The sequence below is a fragment of the Catenovulum adriaticum genome (assembly GCF_026725475.1).
GTDB lineage: Bacteria > Pseudomonadota > Gammaproteobacteria > Enterobacterales > Alteromonadaceae > Catenovulum > Catenovulum adriaticum.
Genome location: NZ_CP109965.1, coordinates 1,180,803 through 1,201,503, shown reverse-complemented (window position 1 = coordinate 1,201,503; position 20,701 = coordinate 1,180,803). Strand labels below are relative to the sequence as shown.

Sequence of the window (20,701 nt, the reverse complement as noted above, 5' to 3'; positions counted from 1 at the left end):
TTTAAATATTTATATTGCGCCATACGTTTGCAATAATTGAGTTAAATCGTCTTCGGTTAAAACTTCGACTCCCAGATCTTGCGCTTTGGTTAATTTAGAGCCTGCACTTTCACCCGCTACCAAATAATGGGTTTTAGCTGATACGCTACCTGTTACTTTGGCACCCAAATTTTGTAAATGCGCTTTAGCATCATTTCGCCCCATGGTGGTTAAAGTACCTGTTAACACATAAATTTGATCTTTTAGCGGTTGTTCGTCAACACTTAACGTTTCAATTTGAGGCCAGCTAATGCCTGCATCTAGCAGCGCCTGAATCACAGTTTGATTATGTTCTTCGGCAAAAAAAGAAACAATATGCTCTGCGACTATCTTGCCAATATCACTGACTTCAATTAACTGGTCATAATTTGCATTTTTAACGGCGTCTAAGCTTTTAAAATGCAGCGCTAAATTATTGGCAGTGGCTTCCCCTACTTCACGAATGCCTAACGCATACAAAAATTTAGCTAATGTGGTTTGCTTAGCTTTATCAAGTGCATTAACTAAGTTAAGTGCAGATTTATCGCCCATTCTATCCATGGTGGTAATTTGTTCAACCGTTAACGAAAACAAATCAGCCGGATTTTTTATTAGTTCTAAATCAACTAAGGCTTCTACGATTTTGTTACCTAAACCATCCACATCTAATGCTTTACGTGAAGCAAAATGTTTAATCGATTCTTTTAGCTGGGCACCACAAATTAAACCACCACTGCAGCGCGTTATTGCTTCATCTTCAATTCGTTCAACCTGAGAGCCGCATACTGGACATTCTGTAGGGAACTCAATTTCACGAAGGTTAGCAGCCTCGGTACGTTTTTCTTCAACAACTGAGACAACTTGAGGGATAACATCCCCCGCTCGCCGGATAATTACAGTATCGCCAATTTTAATCTGTAGGCGAGCAATTTCATCCGCATTGTGTAAAGTGGCGTTAGAAACCGTGACACCGCCAACTGAAACTGGTTGCAACCGAGCAACCGGCGTAATTGCGCCGGTGCGCCCAACTTGAAATTCAACATCTAGCAATTGGGTTATTTCTTCTTGTGCCGGAAATTTATGTGCGGTTGCCCAGCGCGGTGCACGTGCTACAAAACCTAAGTTTTGTTGAAGCTCAATTGAATCAACTTTATAAACAACCCCGTCAATTTCATAGCTTAGTGAGTTACGTTGCTCACCTATCCAATCATAATATTCTGCTAACGCTTGGCTGCCTGTGACTTTTTTAATAACTGGACACACTGGTAGGCCCCAGTTTTTTAATTGCATCATGCGCTCAAAGTGTGAGTTAGCAATGTCTGATTCAGGCTCAAAATATCCCATTGAATAGGCATAAAAAGCTAAAGGTCTGGCAGCGGTAATTTTAGAATCAAGTTGACGTAAACTACCAGCGGCAGCATTTCGTGGGTTGGCAAATACTTTATTGCCTTTTTCTTTTTGCTGTTCGTTTAGTTTTTCAAAACCTGTTTTTGGCATAAATACTTCACCGCGCACTTCAAGCTCAGCCGGATAATCGCCTCTGAGTTTAAGCGGAATAGCCCGTATGGTTTTGATATTATCGGTTACGTTTTCACCAATCCGGCCATCACCTCGTGTTGCTGCCTGAACTAGTTTCCCTTCACGATATAAAATAGAAATGGCCAAGCCATCTAATTTGGGTTCACAACTAAATTCAATGGCTTGATTATTTTTAAGACGATCAAAAATGCGTTGCTCAAAGGCTTTTAGTTCATCATCGCTAAAAACGTTATCTAACGACAACATAGGGACTCTATGTTCAACTTGCTCAAATACACTTAATGCTTCGCCGCCCACTTTTTGTGATGGCGAGTCTGGGCTTTGAAATTCAGGGTGCGCTTTTTCTAGCGAGATAAGCTCTCGCATGACTCTGTCGTATTCTGCGTCTGGCACACTTGGGTTGTCCATTACATAATATTGGTAATTATAATCTTCTAATAAGCTTCTCAATTCAGAGATTTGCTGTTTAATTTGGTTTAAGCTGTCGTTCACTGATATATCCTAACGTTTTATTTAGCGCGTGATGTTATAAATTGCCACTGTTGCTCACTGACAGGCTGCACCGATAAACGGCCTTGTTTTATTAATACCATGTCATTTAATTCGGGTTGTTGTTTAATCCAGCTTAGTGGAATAACTTGATTGAATTTTTGTTTGAACCGAATATCAAAGCTATACCACTTGGGTTTGTCTTGGCTTGATTTGGGATCAAATTTGGCATGTTGTGGATTAAACTGTGCTTGCTCTATACAACCATTGGTTATTATCTCAACCACACCGGCAATACCCACTTGCTTACAGGAACTATGATAGATAAAAGCCAAATCGCCCTGCGAGACTTGATCGCGAATAAAGTTGCGCGCCTGATAGTTTCTAATTTCATCCCAACAAAATGTATCGAGTTTTGCGATATCATCAATTGAATATTCATCGGGTTCGGTTTTAAGTAGCCAGTAGCTCATGGGCATTTATATCATTTACAATTTGTGATGATTTTACCCTAAAAAAAAAGCTTGTTCAGCAGACATTTTAAGCGACTGAACAAGCTTTAATATAATTGACGAATTTTAACGCTTAATCTTCCCGTAATTCGCGACGTAAAATTTTACCGACATTTGTTTTTGGCAATTCGTCAATAAATTCAATTAATTTAGGTCGTTTATAGGCCGTTAAATTGTCTTTGCAATGCGCTTTAATTTCATCTTCGGTTAAGCTTTGATCTTTTTTCACGACAAATACTTTAACGACTTCGCCGCATTTTTCATCTTTTTGGCCTACAGCCGCAACTTCTAGCACTTTATCGTGCATGGCGACTACTTCTTCAATTTCATTTGGGTAAACATTAAAGCCGGAGACCAAAATCATGTCTTTTTTACGGTCTACTATTTTGAAAAAACCTTTTTCATCATATTGGGCAATATCGCCCGTGCAAAACCAGCCATCTTTAAGTGCATCTGCTGTCGCTTCTGGGCGATTAAAATACCCTTTCATGACTTGCGGGCCGTATACTTGCAATTCGCCTGGCTCGTTTGCGCCTAGTTCATTGCCCTCTTCATCTACCACCCGACAAATAGTGGATGGAACCGGCAAGCCAATGGTGCCATTATAAGCGTCAATATTAAGCGGATTGATGGTGACCGCAGGTGAACACTCAGTTAAACCGTAAGCTTCTAATAATCGTGTGCCTGTCATTTTTTGCCAGCGCTCAGCAACTGAACGTTGCACAGCCATACCACCACCTAACGCTAATTTAAAATGGCTAAAGTCTAAATCAGTAAATCCTTTTGCATTTAATAGCCCATTAAACAAAGTATTTACCCCGGTTAATGCCGTAAATTTGTGCTTTTTAAGCTCTTTCACAAAACCCGGCATATCTCTTGGGTTGGTAATAAGTACATTGGTAGCACCGTACTTCATAAAGTTTAGACAGTTCGCCAGCAATGCAAAAATATGATAAAGCGGCAATGCCGTTATAACGGTTTCTTTTCCGTATTCTAAGGTGCTATCAAGCCATGCTGCGGCCTGTAATAAATTTGCCAACATATTGCGATGGGTTAACATGGCACCTTTAGCAACCCCAGTAGTGCCGCCTGTATATTGCAAAAATGCAATATCATCTGCTTTGATATCCAAGGGTTTAAAACGAGCTTGATGTCCTTGTTTAAGTGCTTTATTAAATGATACTGTGTCTGGTAAATTAAAATTAGGCACCATTTTTTTAATGTGTTTGACCACTGAATTGACAATAAAACCTTTAACACAACCAAGTTGATCACCCAGCTGCGTTAAAATAATATTTTTTACTGGTGTTTCGGGCAGCACTTTCTCTAAGGTATTAGCAAAATTTTCGACAATAACAATGCTGGTTGCCCCTGAATCGGTTAATTGGTGTTTTAACTCCCGTGCCGTATATAAAGGATTCACATTTGCCACGGTACAACCTGCTTTTAACACCCCAAATAACGCAATTGGGTATTGCAACAAATTTGGCATCATTAAGGCAACCACATCGCCTTTTGCTAAACCGAGTGTATTTTGCAAATAAGCTGCAAACGCAGTCGACTCTTGATCTAACTCACGATACGTAATGGATTTACCCATATTAATAAAAGCAGTTTTGTCAGCAAAACGTTCGCAAGCTTCGTCCATAACATGAATGATATTGGTATATTGATCAGGATTAATTTCAGCGGGTACCCCTTCTGGGTATTGTTCTAACCAAATTTTATCCATTAATAACTCCACTTAAATAATAAAATGCTCAACCATCGTTTATCTACATTTTCTGATTTAAACTGTGCAGTTTAACCGCACGAATAAGATTGAGCGTACCTAAAACAAAGTAGTAAACCTTAATACATAACACAACAAATTAGCATTACCATTGTGGTTCAGTTTATTTTAGATGTTCAATACGCTGTAACAATTTTGTTACTGGAATACATGAAGTATTGCAGCTTGCTTTTAAATAATCAAACACTTGTTTTAAAACATTTTTAAGCTGCTTGATAAATAGCAACACTGGTCAGTTTTAATGTTCGTTAAGCTGGTTTTTTAAAACTTGGTAGGCTTTGTTTATTTGCTGTAAATCGGTTTTGCTGCCACCGCGATCAGGGTGATGTTGTAAACATTTTGCTTTATAAGCCGCTTTAATATTTAACATGCTAGTACTTGAAGAGACATTTAATAAAGCTTGAGCTTGTTCAATTTCTACCTGTGATGCTAAAGGCTTTTGAATTTGTCGCCAAAAATTGTCTAGCATAGACTCAACATCCTGCGCTTGAGTCGCAATTAAATTGCTTAAATCTAGGTAATAGTCTTGCAGGTTATCTTTGTTGGCAAGTATCTGAGTCGTTAAATTTTGCTGATTATTTAACCAAGGTTGAACGCTTATACTTGCTAGTCCCAATTTTAAATACGCAGTTTGGTTTTGCGAACACTTAAGTTTAAGCTGATAGAGGCTGTGATATAAAATAAAGTGAATTTGAAACAGAGCAAAACTGTCGTCTAATTGGTATTCGGGTAATAACTGATAAGGTGACTGCTGTAATTGTTTAATGAGATCTGATTCTAAATAAACAGACTCTACTTTAATCGGTTGCGCATTAAGCGCTAATATTTCAGTTAAGGCTAACTGAAGTTGTTTAGATACGTTTTTTGCTTGGTTTAAAATATCGTCCATAAAGCAACATAAAAATAGTGGCGCTAAATATTAAAAAGGCTCGCAATTGCGAGCCTTTTCGTGCCAATTATTTCTTAGCAAGCTTCTCTTTAATACGAGCTGCTTTACCAGTTAAGCCACGTAAATAGTAAAGTTTCGCTTGGCGAACATCACCACGACGCTTAACGTCAATTTTTGCAACTAATGGGCTATAAGTTTGGAATGTACGTTCCACACCTTCGCCACCTGACATTTTACGAACCGTAAATGCAGAGTTTAAACCGCGGTTTCTTTTAGCAATCACAACACCTTCATAGGCCTGTAAACGCTCGCGATTACCTTCTTTTACTTTAACATGTACAACAATTGTATCACCAGGAGCAAACTCAGGAAGCTCCTTGGTCATTTGCTCTTGTTCGAGCTGTTGAATGATTTTACTCATAATAAACCTACCTTTACCTAGATTTCACCACACTTTTTGCCGTCTTCAGTTTGGAATGCTTCCAATAACTCAAGTTGCTCAGCAGTCAGAGCTAGGGTTTCAATTAAATCTGGGCGTCTTAACCAAGTTCGGCCTAATGCTTGTTGCAATCGCCATTTTTCTATCAGTTTATGATTACCACTGAGCAGAACCTCTGGTACTGCTTTATCGTTTAATATTTCCGGACGTGTATAGTGTGGGCAATCCAATAATCCATTTTGAAATGAATCTTGTTCTGCTGACAACTTGTGTCCTAACACACCCGGTATTAAACGAGTCACTGAATCAATTAATGTCATTGCGGGGAGTTCACCACCGCTTAATACATAATCGCCTACCGACCATTCTTCGTCGATTTCAGACTCAATAAGTCTTTCATCAATGCCTTCATAGCGGCCTGCAATTAACAGCAATTTAGGTTGTTTTGCTAATTCTGCAACTGCATTTTGATCAAGCTTTTTGCCTTGCGGTGAAAGATAAATGGTTTTTACCCCTTCACCCGCTTGAGCTTTAGCAGCTTGAATTGCATCTTGCAAAGGTTGAACCATCATTAACATCCCAGGACCACCACCATAAGGCCTGTCATCAACAGTCCTATGTTTATCGTGGGTAAAATCACGAGGATTCCAACGATGAAATTCAAACAACCCTTTTTTTACAGCTCGACCTGTTACACCGTATTCTGTAATTGCGTCAAACATTTGCGGAAAAAGGCTTATCACCCCTATCCAATTTAATGCTGGCATCAATTAAAAATCCGCTTCCCAGTCAACTGTAATCAGCTTTGTATCTGTATCAATCGATTTAATCACTTGGTCTTCGATTAATGGAATTAAACGTTCACTTATAGAAAACGCGTCATTCGTATTACCTTTAACCACTAAAACGTCATTTGAGCCAGTTTCTAATAGAGATTTTACAACCCCCATATTGTAGCCGTTTAAGTTAACGACTGATAAACCCACTAAATCACGCCAGTAATATTCATCTTCAGATAAATCTGGAAATTGCTCAGGCGATACACAAATATCCATACCTGTAAGCAATTGGGCTTTCTCTCGAACATCAACGTTTTCTAATTTAACGATGAGTCCTTTGTTATGTCGACGCCACTCGACAATGTTTACTTCTTGCCATAATTTATCTCGGCCAACTGACCAAGGACTATAGCTAAAAATACTTTCTGGCTCGTCGGTAAAAGATGACACTTTTAACCAGCCTTTAATGCCATAAACCGCACCAAGACGACCTACAACAATGTTATTTTCTGGTTGGGCCATATCTTACTCAATTCACCATATTAAGCCGCGCTACGCGCGTCTTTAATTAAACTTTTTACACGGTCGGTGGTTTGTGCACCTTGCGAGATCCAGTGATCTACGCGATCCAAGTCAAGACGTAAAGTTTCTTCTTGACCACGAGCAATTGGGTTAAAAAATCCAATGCGCTCAATGAATCGGCCATCGCGAGGGCTACGGCTGTCCGCTACTACCACTTGGTAGAAAGGACGCTTTTTAGAACCACCACGAGATAAACGAATTGTTACCATATCGTACCCATAGTTGATTGATTAAAAAAATAAATAATTGGCTGCTTTCCGGCCACTAGGCTGAAAAGCTCGTGAATTGTACACTTATTCAATTTTAATGCAACTGAAAGCCTCTATAATCATTAGCTTTACTGCTAAAAACGAACGACTTTTAAGTTGGATAAAACTAAAATTGAAAATATTGTGTGTTATAACGTAAAAATGCAGCGGTTAAGCTGCATTTTTTACTTTTAAGCTGATTTAAATTTAACGGCCGCCAAACATGCCGCCCATTCCACCACCCGGTGGCATCATACCTTTCATGCCGCGCATCATTTTTGTCATGCCGCCTTTACCCGACATTTTTTTCATCATTTTTTGCATTTGAGTAAATTGTTTAAGCAAACGATTCACATCTTGAATTTGTGTGCCTGAACCTGCAGCGATTCGTTTTTTACGCGAACCTTTAATTAGATCTGGATGCGAGCGTTCTTTTGGTGTCATTGAATTAATAATGGCTTCCATTTGCACAAATTGCTTGTTGTTTACTTTATCTTTTACATTATCCGGTAATTGGTTCATACCAGGCAACTTATCCATTAATGACATCATCCCACCCATACCACGCATTTGGGCAAGCTGATCTCTAAAGTCTTCTAAATCAAAGCCTTTTCCTTTTTGAACTTTTTTAGCCAACTTCATGGCTTTATCTTTATCAACTGATCGCTCAACATCTTCAATCAGTGACAACATATCACCCATGCCTAAAATTCGAGATGCGATTCTATCTGGATGAAAAGGTTCTAAAGCATCAGTTTTTTCACCAGTACCAATAAATTTAATCGGTTTACCGGTAATATGACGAATCGATAATGCTGCACCACCACGTGCATCACCATCAGCTTTCGTTAATACTACACCAGTTAACGGTAAGGCTTCGTGGAAAGCTTTTGCTGTATTGGCCGCATCTTGACCTGTCATTGCATCTACAACAAATAACGTTTCAACCGGATTAACCGCAGCGTTTAGCGCTTTTATTTCGTCCATCATGTCTGTATCAACATGTAAACGACCAGCAGTATCGACAATCACAACATCAAAAAATTGAAGCTTTGCATGTTTAATGGCTGCGTTAGCAATATCGACCGGCTTTTGCTCAACCGAGCTTGGGAAAAATTCTACCCCAATATCTTCGGCTAAAGTTTCAAGCTGTTTTATCGCAGCTGGGCGATAAATATCAGCACTCACCACTAATACTTTTTTCTTTTCGCGTTCTTTTAAAAACTTAGAAAGTTTACCCACAGAGGTCGTTTTACCCGCCCCTTGTAAACCCGCCATCATAATAACCGCTGGCTTTTGAGCGGCTAAATTAAGCGCTTCATTGGCTTCGCCCATAGCGGCAACCATTTCAGCATTAACAATTTTTAAAAATGCCTGTCCTGGATTTAAGCTTTTGCTAACTTCTAATCCTAATGACTTGGTTTTAACGTTATCAATAAATTGTTTAATAACAGGGAGTGCAACGTCAGCTTCTAATAAAGCCATACGTACTTCGCGTAACGTTTCTTTAATATTATCTTCGGTAAGACGTCCTTTGCCTGTTATATTTTTTAGCGTTTGGCTGAGGCGATCAGATAAATTTTCAAACATATTAATTTACTTCCTAAAATGTCAGTTCAGTGTGACATGCGCGGCAATTTATGGGTGTTTTACTTAACAAAACATAGAATTGCCGACATTATATACCTAAAGCACTTTAACATGCGAGTTTAAGACCGAAATTAGCACTGTAAAAATGTAAGCAAACTCGTTAAAGTAGCCTCATCTGTATTTAACAGAAAATCCCTTTATTATTTTAATTTATCTCATGATTTGATTGATAGAAAAACAACAAGGAATCAAAATGATTTTAGCGCCTTTGGCTATAACCTGTTATTTGTTAAGTGCAATTGGCCTGTTACTCGCTTTTTTAAATAAACGTACCATTAATTTTATTAGCCTAACAACCATAGGTATGGTTGGCTTACTAATGCATATTTTATTTATAGGCCAACATTATCAGTTTAACGATGAACATGCTTATTCATTATTATTGGCAACCAATGTAATGTCTGCCACTGTGATGTTGATCTCATCTGGGTTTGCTATTTATTCACGTAATTTTTTTGCTTTGCCGGTTAACTTGCTGTTTTCGGCTTTGGTATTACTAGCCAGTTTGTTTATTCCAATTGAGCAAACCAGTTTTGCTACCTGGTCACTCGAAACGCTATGGCATATCGGCTTAGCTGTTGTCAGTTTTGCAATATTATTAATCGCCACCTTACTTGCCGTGCAATATAGTTTTATTGCCAGTCGTTTAAAACATCACGATTTATCTGTATTATCTTTGCCCATGCCGCCGTTAGATGCCATTGAGAAGCAAATTTTTGGTTTGCTTAAATTGGGCGTGCTAGTATTAACAGCTTCTATCGTAACTGGGTTTTTCTTTATCGATAATTTGCTCGGTTCGGGGCAGGCACATAAAGCAATTTTATCTATTTTAGCTTGGATTTGCTTTGTAACTGTTATAGTGGGACATTTAAAACTTGGATGGCGAGGCAAGCGCATTTTAGTTTTAAGCACATTAGGCAGTGTATTATTGACCCTAGGCTACTTTGGTTCTCGTTTAATTAAAGAATTTATTTTGCGTTAAACCTTGACTCTAAGCTTGATAGTTCATACTTATATATTCAAAATTTATTTAATAACCTCTATTTTGGTTAAGCAAAAATTATAGGACACACTGTTGGACGAAATATCCACGAGTACACTTTTTATTATTTTAACTGTACTAATTTTCATTTCTGCTTTTTTCTCTAGTTCAGAAACAGGCATGATGTCTTTAAACAAATACCGTTTACGTCATTTAGTACAAAACGGCCATAAAAGCGCAAAACGAGTGAGTACTTTACTTGAGCGCCCTGACCGTTTAATTGGACTTATCTTAATTGGCAATAACTTAGTTAATATTTTAGCCTCATCTATTGCGACTATCTTAGCAATTCGTTTATATGGTGATTATGGCGTTGCTGTTGCTACGTTTGGTTTGACTATAGTGTTATTGATTTTTGCTGAAGTGACCCCAAAAACCTTAGCGGCTTATTTTCCTGAACGTATCGCCTTTCCTGCCTCTTATGTACTCCAAGCTTTACTCATTCCATTTTATCCTTTTGTTTGGGGTTTGAATCAAATCACGAATTGTGTGCTGAAAATGTTCAGAATTAACATTGACGATCAAGCCGATGCACTCACCCATGAAGAGCTTAGAAGCGTGGTAAATGAATCTGGGGCGCTCATTCCAAGACGTCACAGAGATATGCTATTGAGTGTGCTAGATTTAGAAAACGTCACCGTTGAAGATATTATGGTTCCCAGAAATGAAATTGCCGGGATAGATATTAACGACGACTGGAAAAACATTGTAAAAAAGCTAACTCACAGTACTCATACCCGGATCTTATTATACAGAGATACGCTGGATGATGCGGTTGGTTTTGTGCATTCTCGTGATGTTTTAAGATTATTATCTAAAACCAAATTTTCTAAAGAAACCCTACTAAGAGCCGTTCGTGAAATTTATTTTGTTCCTGAAGGGACTCCACTGAATGTGCAATTATTAAAATTCCAGCGCAATAAAATTAGAATCGGTTTAGTGGTAGATGAATACGGTGATTTACAAGGATTAATTACCCTAGAAGATATTCTAGAAGAAATTGTGGGGGATTTTACCACTACGATGGATCTGCCAACGTCAAACAATGTTAAACAAACTGATGGAACCTATTTGATTGAAGGTAGTAGTAATATTCGCGATTTAAATAAACAGTTTAAGTGGCGCTTACCCGAATCTGGACCTAGAACCCTTAACGGCCTGATATTAGAACATTTAGAAGTCATTCCTACTGATCCACTTTGTTTGCGCCTACATGGTTACCCTGTCGAAATTCTTGAAATAAAGGACAATATGGTTAAACAAGTTAAAGTGTTTCCACATTTATATAAAAAGCGCCGTATATAAAGCTACATCAACTCATACGTAACGCCTTTAAATGGCAAAAATCAGACATAAAAAAACCGGCATTAGCCGGTTTTTTTTATACTCAAAAGAACCTAGATCAATAATCTGTATTGCCAGAGGCTTGATTCTTTTCAGCTTGAATTCTCATGTAGATCTCTTCACGGTGAACCGAGATCTCTTTAGGTGCATTAACCCCAATTCGAACTTGATTACCTTTTACACCCAAAACCGTTACAGTGACTTCATCACCAATCATCAGTGTTTCACCAACACGTCTGGTTAAAATTAACATATGTGCAGCTCCTATTCCTATTCCTATACCGTCAACAGCGGTCGCACTCTATGCTAAAGTTAGCTCAAATTACCTGAAAAACCAGTGTTTTTTTAAACAAATCAATCATTCAGCTAAATAAAGTACAACCAAAGTTGGCTATATTACTGGTTTACAGTTTTGTTGCAAGCCATGATTTAACACTATCTAACGCTTTTTCTAAATTTTCAGGTTGACTACCACCAGCTTGTGCCATGTCTGGTCGTCCTCCCCCCTTGCCACCAACCTGCTGCGCTAAATTACCAATTAGTTCGCCTGCCTTAACAGTTTTGGTTAAATCGGCGGTTACACCCGCAATTAAATTGACTTTTCCGGTGTTTTTTAAACCTAAAACAATCACACCTGAGCCAATTTTTTGTTTTAGCTGATCAAGTGTTCCACGCAATGCTTTCGCATCAATGCCTTCAACTTGCGCTGATAACAATTTAACCCCATTAACTTCAACAACTTGATTGAGTAAATCAGCACCCGCTTGGCTAGCTAATTTATCTTGCAATTGTTGAAGCTGTTTTTCAAGCTGTTTATTTTTATCTAGAGTTTGTTTAACTTTATCAACCACACTGCCCGTGTCTGATTTTAATAAACTAGCAATGTCTCCAATGGTTTGCTGTGTTTGGGCAACAAAATGACAAGCAGCATCACCTGTAACGGCTTCAATTCGACGAACGCCTGCAGCAATACCCGCTTCTGAGCTAATTTTAAATAAACCTATATCGCCGGTTCGCTCTACGTGTGTACCACCACACAACTCTGTTGAAAATGAGCCCATGCTAACCACTCGAACTTCATCATCATATTTTTCACCAAACAATGCCATAGCGCCTGCTTGTTTAGCTGAGTCTAAATCCATCAGTTGAGTGCTTAATACGTGATTTTGACGAATCTCTTGATTCACAATGTCTTCTACTTGGCTGATTTCAGCCGCAGTCATGGCTTCAAAATGCGAAAAATCAAAACGAAGTTTATCCGCCATCACTAATGAACCTTTTTGCGATACGTGTTCACCTAAAACTTGCCGAAGTGCTTCATGTACCAAGTGCGTGGCTGAATGGTTCAGTTTAATTTTTTGTCTACGTTCATTATCAATAACTGCATCCAGAGTATCCCCCACTTTTACAGTGGCTTTAGATACCCCTTTATGAGCAAATGCTTTGTTTAATTTAACGGTATCTTGTACTTCAAATACTTCGCTGTCTGATACCCACAATGCACCGCTATCACCAATTTGACCACCAGATTCAGCATAAAAAGGTGTTTGGTTTAATACAACTAAGCCTTTTTGGCCAGCTTCAATCGCATTGACAGATTCATTTTCAACAAAAATTTCAACGACTTGGCTTGAATCTTTGATTAACTCATAACCAGTAAATGCAGATTCATTTGTCGAGCTTAATGAATCATTATAATCTTTACCAAATTGATTTGCTTGTTGCGCTCGCTGACGCTGTTCAGCCATGGCCTTTTCAAACCCTGCTTCATCAATTTTCACTTTACGTTCACGAGCTACATCGTTGGTCAAATCAACCGGAAAACCATAAGTATCATAAAGTTTGAACACTGTTTCGCCTGCAATAGTGTCGCCTTTTAAATTATCTAATGCTTCATTTAAAATAGCTAAACCACGATCTAGTGTTTTTAAAAATTGCTCTTCTTCTAGACGCAACATCTTTTCAACAATGGCTTGCTGAGATTTGAGTTCAGGGTACGCATCGCCCATTTGATTAACTAATGACTGATATACTCGCCAAAAGAAAACTTCATTTGCGCCCAGTTGATTACCATGTCGAATTGCGCGACGAATAATTCGTCTTAATACATAACCACGACCTTCATTTGATGGCATCACACCATCAACAATTAAAAAGCCACACGAGCGAATATGGTCTGCAATTACTCTAAGTGATTTTTCAGTTAAATCATCAACTGACAACAAAGCAGCAATATCTTTAATTAAGTTTGCAAAAATATCAATTTCGTAGTTGCTATGAACGCCTTGTAAAATGGCGGCTATGCGCTCAAGCCCCATGCCGGTATCAACCGAAGGCTTTGGTAAAGGTTCCATTTTGCCGTCGGCATGACGGTTAAATTGCATGAAAACTAGGTTCCAAATTTCTATATAGCGATCGCCATCTTCTTCAGCTGATCCTGGTGGTCCACCCCAAATATGTTCACCATGATCATAAAAAATTTCCGTACAAGGACCACAGGGGCCCGTATCACCCATTGACCAAAAATTATCTGAATCGAATTTTTTATCTGCTGATTTATCACCAATACGAATAATGCGATCGGCTGGTACGCCAATTTCGTTTTGCCAAATTGCAAAGGCTTCGTCGTCGGTTTCATAAACAGTGACTGTCAGTTTTTCTTTTGGTAATTTGACGGTTTCAGTCAAAAATTGCCATGCAAAATGAATAGCATCGCGTTTAAAATAATCGCCAAAGCTAAAATTACCTAACATTTCAAAAAAAGTATGGTGACGTGCTGTATAACCTACATTTTCTAAATCATTATGTTTACCACCCGCACGCACACAACGCTGCGATGAGGTCGCTCTGGTATAACTACGTTTATCTTGGCCTAAAAAGCAATCTTTAAATTGGTTCATACCCGCATTTGTAAACAAAAGCGTTGGATCGTCTGCCGGAACCAAAGAACTGCTTGCTACAATTTGGTGTTGTTTGCTTGCATAAAAATCTAAAAATGCCTGCCTGATCTCAGCAGTTGTCATTGTCATTTGTCTATCCTGTCAATTCAATCAATACAGTAATGGGCGGGAATAGATGAAACTAACTTAAAATTAACTCATCCGGCCGAAAAATTTGCAACGAAATGTACCACAAACCAGCGATTTAGTTAATACTTAAGCAAAGCTTTGTATTAAAAAACCTGTTGAATTAAATCACTTGGAAAGCCTCTGGAATATAAGAAACGATAACGTTTTTGCTTATCTTTGTAATCTTTAATGGGTTTATCTGCAAATTTTTTTTGATAGCAATAAAAAATAACCTCAGTCCAATCAACTTCTGTTTCGGCTTGTAAATCATCTAAATCGACTGTAATTTGATGCTGCTTTAATATTTGCTTTATGACATTGGGGCCATAACCTGCAGCCGCTTTGTATTTAACTATGCTGACCGCAAAGCGATGATCACTTTGTAAACCATCTTCACTTAGCTCAGCCAATAATTGAGCTTGAATCGAGCTTGGGCAACTACGCTGGTCAAGTTTTCTCTGAAGCTCAATTTTTGAATACTCGCGTCTGGACAATAAATAAAATAAATATTGCTTTGCTGGTTGGTATTCAGTTAACGGCGGAATAACTTTATTTTGATACATGACTCTGATTTAACCTAAATGACCTAACTTTAGCTATTAATTTAAATACACTCACTTTTTATTTAGCCTTAACTATGGTAACCCAATGTGGTCCGCCAAGCGAATAAACAAACGGTGCCACGATAAAGCGAAACAAAAATAAGATAAAACGCTTTACCTTGTTTTTTCAGTTTTAAAATACCCGTTGTCGAAACTGCAAGTTACTTTCTTTTATCAACCTTTAAAATACACTAAACTAACAAAAAAATTAAAAATATTTATTTTTTTGTATCGTAATCCAAATTTATTAGGCATAATGAGGTGTAACGTTTACCTTTTTATATTATGTAAATTAAAGGTTAAACATTTTTAGTGGCGCTATTCACATTCAGTGATAGTTTCGGACAACAAACAGAGAAAACAGATAAAATATGAATTACATTGAAATTACCCTTTTTATCCTCGCTGTCGGCGGTGTGATAGGCATGGGCATATGGAAAAGTAAGCAAGGCGTTGATGATTTGGAACATCAATCTAGTAGCTCTTATTTCCTAGCTGGCCGTGGTTTGTCTTGGTATTTAGTTGGCTTTTCACTGATTGCCGCTAATATCTCAACTGAACAATTTGTTGGTATGTCTGGTAAAGCAGCCGATTGGCTAGGCATGGCAATCGCTTCTTACGAGTGGATGGCTGCAATTACCTTAGTTGTGGTGGCATTTGTATTTTTACCTCGCTTTTTAAAAGCGGGTATTTATACGGTTCCTGAGTTTTTAGAATACCGTTACGGTTCTTTCTCACGAACAGTTATGGCGGTCGCAACTTTATTTATTTTAGTGGGTGTACCAACTGCCTCTGTTATTTACTCAGGTGCGAAAGTCATTTCAGGCTATTACCCTGAAGTATTTTTATTAGGTAACTTAACCGCTTCTTGTTGGTTAATTGCAGTTTTAGCCGCAGGTTATGTATTTGTTGGTGGTTTAAAAGCTTGTGTATGGACTGACTTAGTATGGGGCTCGGCACTTATTATTGGTGGTGCAATTGTTGCTTATTTAGCGTTTCAAGCACTAGGTAGCGCAGATCCAGCTTCGTTAGTTAAAACGGCAACTCTGAAAGATGTCACTGTTGATCAACTTCAAAACGCAGGCAGTTGGGACAGATTCCAACTATTAAATGCCGGTAGTGCCGAAGAAGGCGGTAAATTGCATATGATTCGTCCAATTGATGATGCTGAAATTCCATGGACAGCACTTATCATTGGTTTATGGATTCCTAACTTTTTCTACTGGGGTTTAAATCAGTACATTATTCAACGTACTTTAGGTTCTAAATCGTTAGCTGAAGGTCAAAAAGGTATTGTTTTTGCGGCTTTCTTAAAACTATTAATTCCATTTGTTGTTGTTATTCCAGGGATTTTAGCCTTTAACTTATACTATGAGCAGTTAGCATTACAAAATGGTGGCTTTGATTATGACGCAGCCTTCCCGACGTTATTGCGTAATTTAATTAAACCTTACCCTTGGATATCTTGGTTTATTTTAGCAGCTATTTTTGGGGCCATTGTGAGCTCACTTGCTTCAATGCTTAATTCAGCTTCAACCATTGCAACTATGGATTTAGTTAAAAAAGTTAAACCCGATTTAGCAGATGAAAAATTGCCACAAGTTGGCCGTATGTGTGTTGTCGTATTCGTTATTATTTCAGCGTTTATTGCACCTACATTAGCAAGCCCTAGTTTTGGTGGTATTTTCACCTTTATTCAAGAGTTCCAAGGCTTTATCAGCTCAGGTATTATTGCTATTTTCTTATTCGGTATGTTAGTACCTCGTGCACCTCGCTTTTTAGGTTGGAGTGGTATTTTACTAAACGTTGTATTATACGGTTCAATCAAATGGGTGTTTGGTGACATGATTGTGGCATCTGGTTTATGGTTCTCTGACGAGATTGCGTTTTTAGACCGAATGGCACTATGTTTCATTTTAGTTATGCTTTATTGCACAATAGCGACTTTAATTAAACCATTAAACAAACCTATTGAATTACCAGTTAATGAAGCTATGGATCTTGAGTCTTCAAAAGGCGCCAAAATTGCCGGTGTAGCGGTTGTTATCATGACAATTGCTCTATATATCCAATTTTGGTAAGCCGATAACAGTTAGTCATGTATAGTCCAAGGAAGGGCTTTTTTAAATGGCATAAAAAAACGATAGGTTAATCAGTTAATCTATCGTTTTTTGTTTTTAGGGTTTGAATATTAAAAAAACGCTGAGTAGCGATTCATTTACCGCAACATACACACTGAAAAATGAGGTATCAACTGTCTGCTTTTATACCAATTGACATTAATATAATAAACATCCAACCGCCAGATACAGCAACAAGACTATTTCTCGCTCAATTTACTTCCCATGCTTTTGGGGCTTATTCAAATATGCCGTTATCACTTTGTCTAATTCATTAGCAAAATTGCGTTTATCGGTTTGATTTAAACTCGAAGGTCCACCTGTATGTACGCCACTGGCGCGCATGGTTTCCATAAAATCACGCATACCAAGCTTTGCTTTAATGGTAGCTAGGCTATACATTTCGCCTCTGGGGTTTAGCGCTTTTGCTGATTTTTCTAATATCTCACTCGCCAGAGGAATATCTGCCGTAACGACCAAATCGCCAGCCTCAATTCGCTGGACAATTTCATCATCTGCTTTATCAAATCCAGCGGGTACCTGATAAGATTTAATATAAGGTGACTGTGGTATTCTAATATTATGATTTGCAACTAAGGTAGTTTCAATTTTTGCGCGTTGCGCAGCTCTGAATATAATTTCTTTAATAACCACCGGACAAGCATCGGCGTCGACCCATATTTTCATTTATATTTCCGTTGTTTAAAATAATTCAATTTCGCCCACTTCAAGTTCACTATTGCCAAAACTATCACCGAGCAGTTTTGCCACAGTATCAAAACTGATACTGCAATTTTTGCCTGACTCTTTGGCATAGATTAAACTTCTATTCGCTCTTTCGATCAGCTCGCTCGTTAATATGCCTGACAGTGTCATAGTATAACCAATACTAATAGTAACAGATTCAATTCTCGGAAAGTGTGATTCGGCCACCCGATGACGAAACCGCTCTAGAATTTCTTCTGCGCCTCGTTTACTCACATAACGAATTAATACCGAAAACTGTTCACCATTGTAACGACAAATTAAATCTGTTTCCCTAAACGACACCTCCATTAAACGCGCGAGTTTAATAAGCACTTCATCGCCAATTGTATGACCAAAACGTTCGTTCACAATTTTAAAGTTATCGATATCAATTAGAGCAACCGCATGAGAACTGGGTAAATGTAAGTCGTCTCGCCGATCATTTTTAAATTTAATGACTTTATCATTTTGCAATGATTGCTCTGAATAAAACGTATTACCGTTAACCGCGTCGGTAAATATATTAGGCGTGCACAAACCAGTTAAGCTATCGCGTTGATAAAAGGACAAAACGGATATTTGATTTGTCCAAATTGCAATCAAAGTTTTTATAATGTTGAGTCGCGAAATGTCACTCGTTTCAATGCCGGGTTTAAACGCAAGCAAGGCAACACAAGCCCCATCATTATGGACCATCATGTACTGGATGCCCGCTTCTTCAAAATGATAGGCAATCGCTTTTCGCCCAGCGGCAATGTCTTTTACAATTTGAGTTTCGTTGTCGCTAATTTCGGCTGGTCCATTAATAAAAGCTAACTCTAACTCTTCTCCAGTATGTGTTAATTGATTAATATAAATTCGATATTCATAAACAGAAATTAACTGACGACAAAATTTTAACCCCAGAGTATTAAGTTGAGTTATTGAAGTTTGCTTGGTGATTTTATCAAAAACTTGGTGTAACTTATCCCACTTCATGCAATCCCCTTTAATGACACAGCTTTATAAATAGGTTTAATCAATAATAGTCTTTTTAGCGGCTAATAATAGTTTATTTGAGCTGAACTTAAATTTAATAACAGGTAACATATGGGTTTAACCTAAAAACTGTTCTATTTTTAAATGCAATTTTGTCGTAAAAAATCCATTGAACCAAAAATAGAAGATTTAACTCATCTTTTTTTTGAATCCGTTGGACATAAATATAATACTCGTTTAATCAAAGGCTCAGATGAACCCATTTACTTACCCGCCAACAAAAATGTAGCTTATCATCAAATTGTATTTGCTCATGGTTTTTATACAAGTGCGTTACATGAAATAGCACATTGGTGTTTAGCGGGTGAAAAACGTCGTTTGCTAGAAGACTACGGGTATTGGTATTGTCCTGATGGGCGCGATCAAGTTCAACAAAACAAATTTGAACAGGTTGAAATTAAACCTCAAGCAATTGAATGGTGTTTATCGGTTGCCAGTGGGCTTACATTTAAAGTCAGTTGCGATAATTTAAATGGCAGCTACACGCCCGACCGCCATGTTTTTAGAGCTAAAATATATCAGCAACTCACCTACTATTTAAGCACAGGCTTACCTGCACGGGCTGAGTTAATTTGCCAAGCTTTAGCTGAGTTTTATCAAATATCTTACCCCTTTTCTTTATCTCAATTTAATGAGTTTGAACGGTGAAAAAATTTAATTTAGGGTTAGTTATTAATCCGATTGCTGGCATTGGCGGCAGCGTTGCTTTAAAAGGCAGTGATGGTGAATCAACCCAAAAACAAGCTTTTGCGTTAGGTGCAAGTAAACAAGCCAATCAAAAAGCTCAATTGACGCTTAATCATTTAGCCGGATTTAGCGAGCAAATATGTATTTATACTGCAAATGGTGAAATGGGCGGTGACTTAGCGCAAGCTTTAGGTTTTGAAACCCAGATAATTCACCAAAGTGCCATACCAACCCAAGCAATAGATACTCAAAAAACCATTCAGGCACTTGCCCACCATAACGTTGATTTAATTTTATTTGCGGGCGGCGACGGCACAGCCAGAAATGTATGCGAAGTAGCAGGAGAAGATATCCCTGTATTAGGTATTCCAGCTGGCTGTAAAATTCATTCAGGTGTGTATGCAATTACTCCAGGCGCTGCGGGCCAGTTATGTAAAAAGCTAATTCAAGGTGAGATGTTAACCTTGGCAGAAGCTGACGTGATGGATATCGATGAAACTCAGTTTAGACAAGGCATAGTCAAAGCTAAACGTTATGGTGATTTGCTGGTACCAATGGATTTACGTTTTGTACAAGCGGTAAAACAAGGTGGTAAAGAAACCCAAGCTTTAGTGCTAGACGATATCGCAGCCGATATTATCGAACGGATGGAAGATGACGAAGATTGCCTTTATTTAATAGGTTCAGGCTCAACTACCCAATCGGTCATGCAAACGTTAGATTTACCTAATACCTTATTGGGGGTTGACGCCATTTACAAGCAAAGGTTAGTTGGCAGCGATTTAACTGAAACGGAAATTTGGCAATTAATACACGAATACCCTAAAACAAAACTGATTTTTAGTTTAATTGGTGGTCAAGGACATATATTTGGACGCGGCAATCAGCAAATTAGTGCTCGTATTATTAAGCAATTAACTAAAGCGAATTTACATTTAATTGCCACTAAAACTAAATTACAACAGCTAAATGGACAACCACTTATTGTTGATACACCAGACGAACAACTTAATCAGGCTTTAGCTGGCTTGATTAAAGTGACCACAGGTTTTCATGATTCAGTGCTTTATCCAGTTGGTTTTGATCACCCAACTCACAAATTGAAAGGTTAATACA

Annotated in this window: 19 protein-coding genes; 5 read left to right on the top strand and 14 right to left on the bottom strand. The window is 38.1% G+C overall.

Annotation, left to right across the window (positions count from 1 at the left end; translation table 11 throughout):
- Positions 1-9 precede the first annotated feature (9 nt).
- The 9 genes from ligA to ffh all read right to left on the bottom strand — a co-directional run bounded on the left by ligA (position 10) and on the right by ffh (position 8,877).
- Positions 10-2,049 (bottom strand): NAD-dependent DNA ligase LigA, encoded by a 2,040-nt coding sequence (gene ligA / locus OLW01_RS05435; RefSeq protein ID WP_268075720.1) that lies wholly within the window; start codon positions 2,047-2,049, stop codon positions 10-12.
- A gap of 17 nt (positions 2,050-2,066) precedes the next feature.
- The gene (locus OLW01_RS05430; protein ID WP_268075719.1) at positions 2,067-2,519 is read right to left on the bottom strand and encodes an EVE domain-containing protein; all 453 of its coding nucleotides are present in this window, start codon (positions 2,517-2,519) and stop codon (positions 2,067-2,069) included.
- A 112-nt stretch (positions 2,520-2,631) separates the two neighbouring features.
- Positions 2,632-4,290 (bottom strand): long-chain-fatty-acid--CoA ligase FadD, encoded by a 1,659-nt coding sequence (fadD, locus tag OLW01_RS05425; protein WP_268075718.1) that lies wholly within the window; start codon positions 4,288-4,290, stop codon positions 2,632-2,634.
- A gap of 298 nt (positions 4,291-4,588) precedes the next feature.
- On the bottom strand, positions 4,589-5,239 hold the full coding sequence (locus OLW01_RS05420) for a DNA-J related domain-containing protein (protein WP_268075717.1): 651 nt from the start codon (positions 5,237-5,239) through the stop codon (positions 4,589-4,591).
- Between the two features lie 67 nt (positions 5,240-5,306).
- On the bottom strand, positions 5,307-5,660 hold the full coding sequence (gene rplS, locus OLW01_RS05415) for a 50S ribosomal protein L19 (protein ID WP_268075716.1): 354 nt from the start codon (positions 5,658-5,660) through the stop codon (positions 5,307-5,309).
- Between the two features lie 17 nt (positions 5,661-5,677).
- Positions 5,678-6,445, bottom strand: a complete 768-nt coding sequence (trmD, locus tag OLW01_RS05410) for a tRNA (guanosine(37)-N1)-methyltransferase TrmD (RefSeq protein ID WP_268075715.1) — start codon at positions 6,443-6,445, stop codon at positions 5,678-5,680.
- A gap of 3 nt (positions 6,446-6,448) precedes the next feature.
- Positions 6,449-6,979 carry a ribosome maturation factor RimM gene (gene rimM, locus OLW01_RS05405; RefSeq protein WP_268075714.1) on the bottom strand — a complete coding sequence of 177 codons (531 nt, stop codon included), beginning with the start codon at positions 6,977-6,979 and terminating at the stop codon, positions 6,449-6,451.
- A 20-nt stretch (positions 6,980-6,999) separates the two neighbouring features.
- Positions 7,000-7,248, bottom strand: a complete 249-nt coding sequence (rpsP, locus tag OLW01_RS05400; RefSeq protein WP_268075713.1) for a 30S ribosomal protein S16 — start codon at positions 7,246-7,248, stop codon at positions 7,000-7,002.
- Positions 7,249-7,494: 246 nt separating this feature from the next.
- The gene (gene ffh / locus OLW01_RS05395) at positions 7,495-8,877 is read right to left on the bottom strand and encodes a signal recognition particle protein (protein ID WP_268075712.1); all 1,383 of its coding nucleotides are present in this window, start codon (positions 8,875-8,877) and stop codon (positions 7,495-7,497) included.
- 253 nt (positions 8,878-9,130) lie between these two features.
- Between ffh and OLW01_RS05390 the strand changes: the two genes are divergently transcribed.
- Positions 9,131-9,919 (top strand): cytochrome C assembly family protein, encoded by a 789-nt coding sequence (locus OLW01_RS05390; protein WP_268075711.1) that lies wholly within the window; start codon positions 9,131-9,133, stop codon positions 9,917-9,919.
- 93 nt (positions 9,920-10,012) lie between these two features.
- Positions 10,013-11,284 carry an HlyC/CorC family transporter gene (locus OLW01_RS05385; protein ID WP_268075710.1) on the top strand — a complete coding sequence of 424 codons (1,272 nt, stop codon included), beginning with the start codon at positions 10,013-10,015 and terminating at the stop codon, positions 11,282-11,284.
- A gap of 97 nt (positions 11,285-11,381) precedes the next feature.
- Here OLW01_RS05385 and csrA read toward each other — a convergent pair whose 3' ends face one another.
- From csrA to OLW01_RS05370, 3 genes are all read right to left on the bottom strand, one after another.
- The gene (csrA, locus tag OLW01_RS05380) at positions 11,382-11,576 is read right to left on the bottom strand and encodes a carbon storage regulator CsrA (RefSeq protein WP_268075709.1); all 195 of its coding nucleotides are present in this window, start codon (positions 11,574-11,576) and stop codon (positions 11,382-11,384) included.
- A gap of 151 nt (positions 11,577-11,727) precedes the next feature.
- Positions 11,728-14,352 (bottom strand): alanine--tRNA ligase, encoded by a 2,625-nt coding sequence (alaS, locus tag OLW01_RS05375; protein ID WP_268075708.1) that lies wholly within the window; start codon positions 14,350-14,352, stop codon positions 11,728-11,730.
- Positions 14,353-14,495: 143 nt separating this feature from the next.
- Positions 14,496-14,954 carry a regulatory protein RecX gene (locus OLW01_RS05370; RefSeq protein ID WP_268075707.1) on the bottom strand — a complete coding sequence of 153 codons (459 nt, stop codon included), beginning with the start codon at positions 14,952-14,954 and terminating at the stop codon, positions 14,496-14,498.
- Positions 14,955-15,364: 410 nt separating this feature from the next.
- On the opposite strand from OLW01_RS05370, the gene OLW01_RS05365 reads away from it, so the two are divergent.
- A complete protein-coding gene (locus OLW01_RS05365) occupies positions 15,365-17,074 on the top strand; it encodes a sodium:solute symporter family transporter (RefSeq protein ID WP_268075706.1) in 1,710 nt (569 codons plus the stop codon).
- Between the two features lie 255 nt (positions 17,075-17,329).
- On the opposite strand, the gene OLW01_RS05360 is transcribed toward OLW01_RS05365, so the two are convergent.
- Together OLW01_RS05360 and OLW01_RS05355 are read right to left on the bottom strand one after the other, a co-directional pair.
- On the bottom strand, positions 17,330-17,800 hold the full coding sequence (locus tag OLW01_RS05360) for a YaiI/YqxD family protein (protein WP_268075705.1): 471 nt from the start codon (positions 17,798-17,800) through the stop codon (positions 17,330-17,332).
- 15 nt (positions 17,801-17,815) lie between these two features.
- Positions 17,816-18,838, bottom strand: coding sequence for a GGDEF domain-containing protein (locus OLW01_RS05355; protein WP_268075704.1), 1,023 nt, complete (start codon positions 18,836-18,838; stop codon positions 17,816-17,818).
- 144 nt (positions 18,839-18,982) lie between these two features.
- Here OLW01_RS05355 and OLW01_RS05350 point away from each other — a divergent pair, with 144 nt between their 5' ends.
- Together OLW01_RS05350 and OLW01_RS05345 are read left to right on the top strand one after the other, a co-directional pair.
- On the top strand, positions 18,983-19,546 hold the full coding sequence (locus tag OLW01_RS05350) for an elongation factor P hydroxylase (RefSeq protein ID WP_268075703.1): 564 nt from the start codon (positions 18,983-18,985) through the stop codon (positions 19,544-19,546).
- Positions 19,543-20,697: an ATP-NAD kinase family protein gene (locus OLW01_RS05345; protein WP_268075702.1), complete on the top strand. Its 1,155-nt coding sequence runs from the start codon at positions 19,543-19,545 to the stop codon at positions 20,695-20,697. The genes OLW01_RS05350 and OLW01_RS05345 overlap by 4 nt, the downstream gene beginning before the upstream one ends.
- Positions 20,698-20,701: the final 4 nt, after the last annotated feature.

Excerpts from the sequence above, each read along its gene's own strand:
- OLW01_RS05430 (WP_268075719.1), bottom strand. The coding sequence starts at position 2,519 with ATGAGCTACTGGCTACTTAAAACCGAACCCGATGAATATTCAATTGAT.
- fadD (WP_268075718.1), bottom strand. The coding sequence starts at position 4,290 with ATGGATAAAATTTGGTTAGAACAATACCCAGAAGGGGTACCCGCTGAA.
- OLW01_RS05420 (WP_268075717.1), bottom strand. The coding sequence starts at position 5,239 with ATGGACGATATTTTAAACCAAGCAAAAAACGTATCTAAACAACTTCAG.
- rplS (WP_268075716.1), bottom strand. The coding sequence starts at position 5,660 with ATGAGTAAAATCATTCAACAGCTCGAACAAGAGCAAATGACCAAGGAG.
- trmD (WP_268075715.1), bottom strand. The coding sequence starts at position 6,445 with ATGCCAGCATTAAATTGGATAGGGGTGATAAGCCTTTTTCCGCAAATG.
- rimM (WP_268075714.1), bottom strand. The coding sequence starts at position 6,979 with ATGGCCCAACCAGAAAATAACATTGTTGTAGGTCGTCTTGGTGCGGTT.
- rpsP (WP_268075713.1), bottom strand. The coding sequence starts at position 7,248 with ATGGTAACAATTCGTTTATCTCGTGGTGGTTCTAAAAAGCGTCCTTTC.
- ffh (WP_268075712.1), bottom strand. The coding sequence starts at position 8,877 with ATGTTTGAAAATTTATCTGATCGCCTCAGCCAAACGCTAAAAAATATA.
- OLW01_RS05390 (WP_268075711.1), top strand. The coding sequence starts at position 9,131 with ATGATTTTAGCGCCTTTGGCTATAACCTGTTATTTGTTAAGTGCAATT.
- csrA (WP_268075709.1), bottom strand. The coding sequence starts at position 11,576 with ATGTTAATTTTAACCAGACGTGTTGGTGAAACACTGATGATTGGTGAT.
- alaS (WP_268075708.1), bottom strand. The coding sequence starts at position 14,352 with ATGACAATGACAACTGCTGAGATCAGGCAGGCATTTTTAGATTTTTAT.
- OLW01_RS05370 (WP_268075707.1), bottom strand. The coding sequence starts at position 14,954 with ATGTATCAAAATAAAGTTATTCCGCCGTTAACTGAATACCAACCAGCA.
- OLW01_RS05365 (WP_268075706.1), top strand. The coding sequence starts at position 15,365 with ATGAATTACATTGAAATTACCCTTTTTATCCTCGCTGTCGGCGGTGTG.
- OLW01_RS05360 (WP_268075705.1), bottom strand. The coding sequence starts at position 17,800 with ATGAAAATATGGGTCGACGCCGATGCTTGTCCGGTGGTTATTAAAGAA.
- OLW01_RS05355 (WP_268075704.1), bottom strand. The coding sequence starts at position 18,838 with ATGAAGTGGGATAAGTTACACCAAGTTTTTGATAAAATCACCAAGCAA.
- OLW01_RS05350 (WP_268075703.1), top strand. The coding sequence starts at position 18,983 with ATGCAATTTTGTCGTAAAAAATCCATTGAACCAAAAATAGAAGATTTA.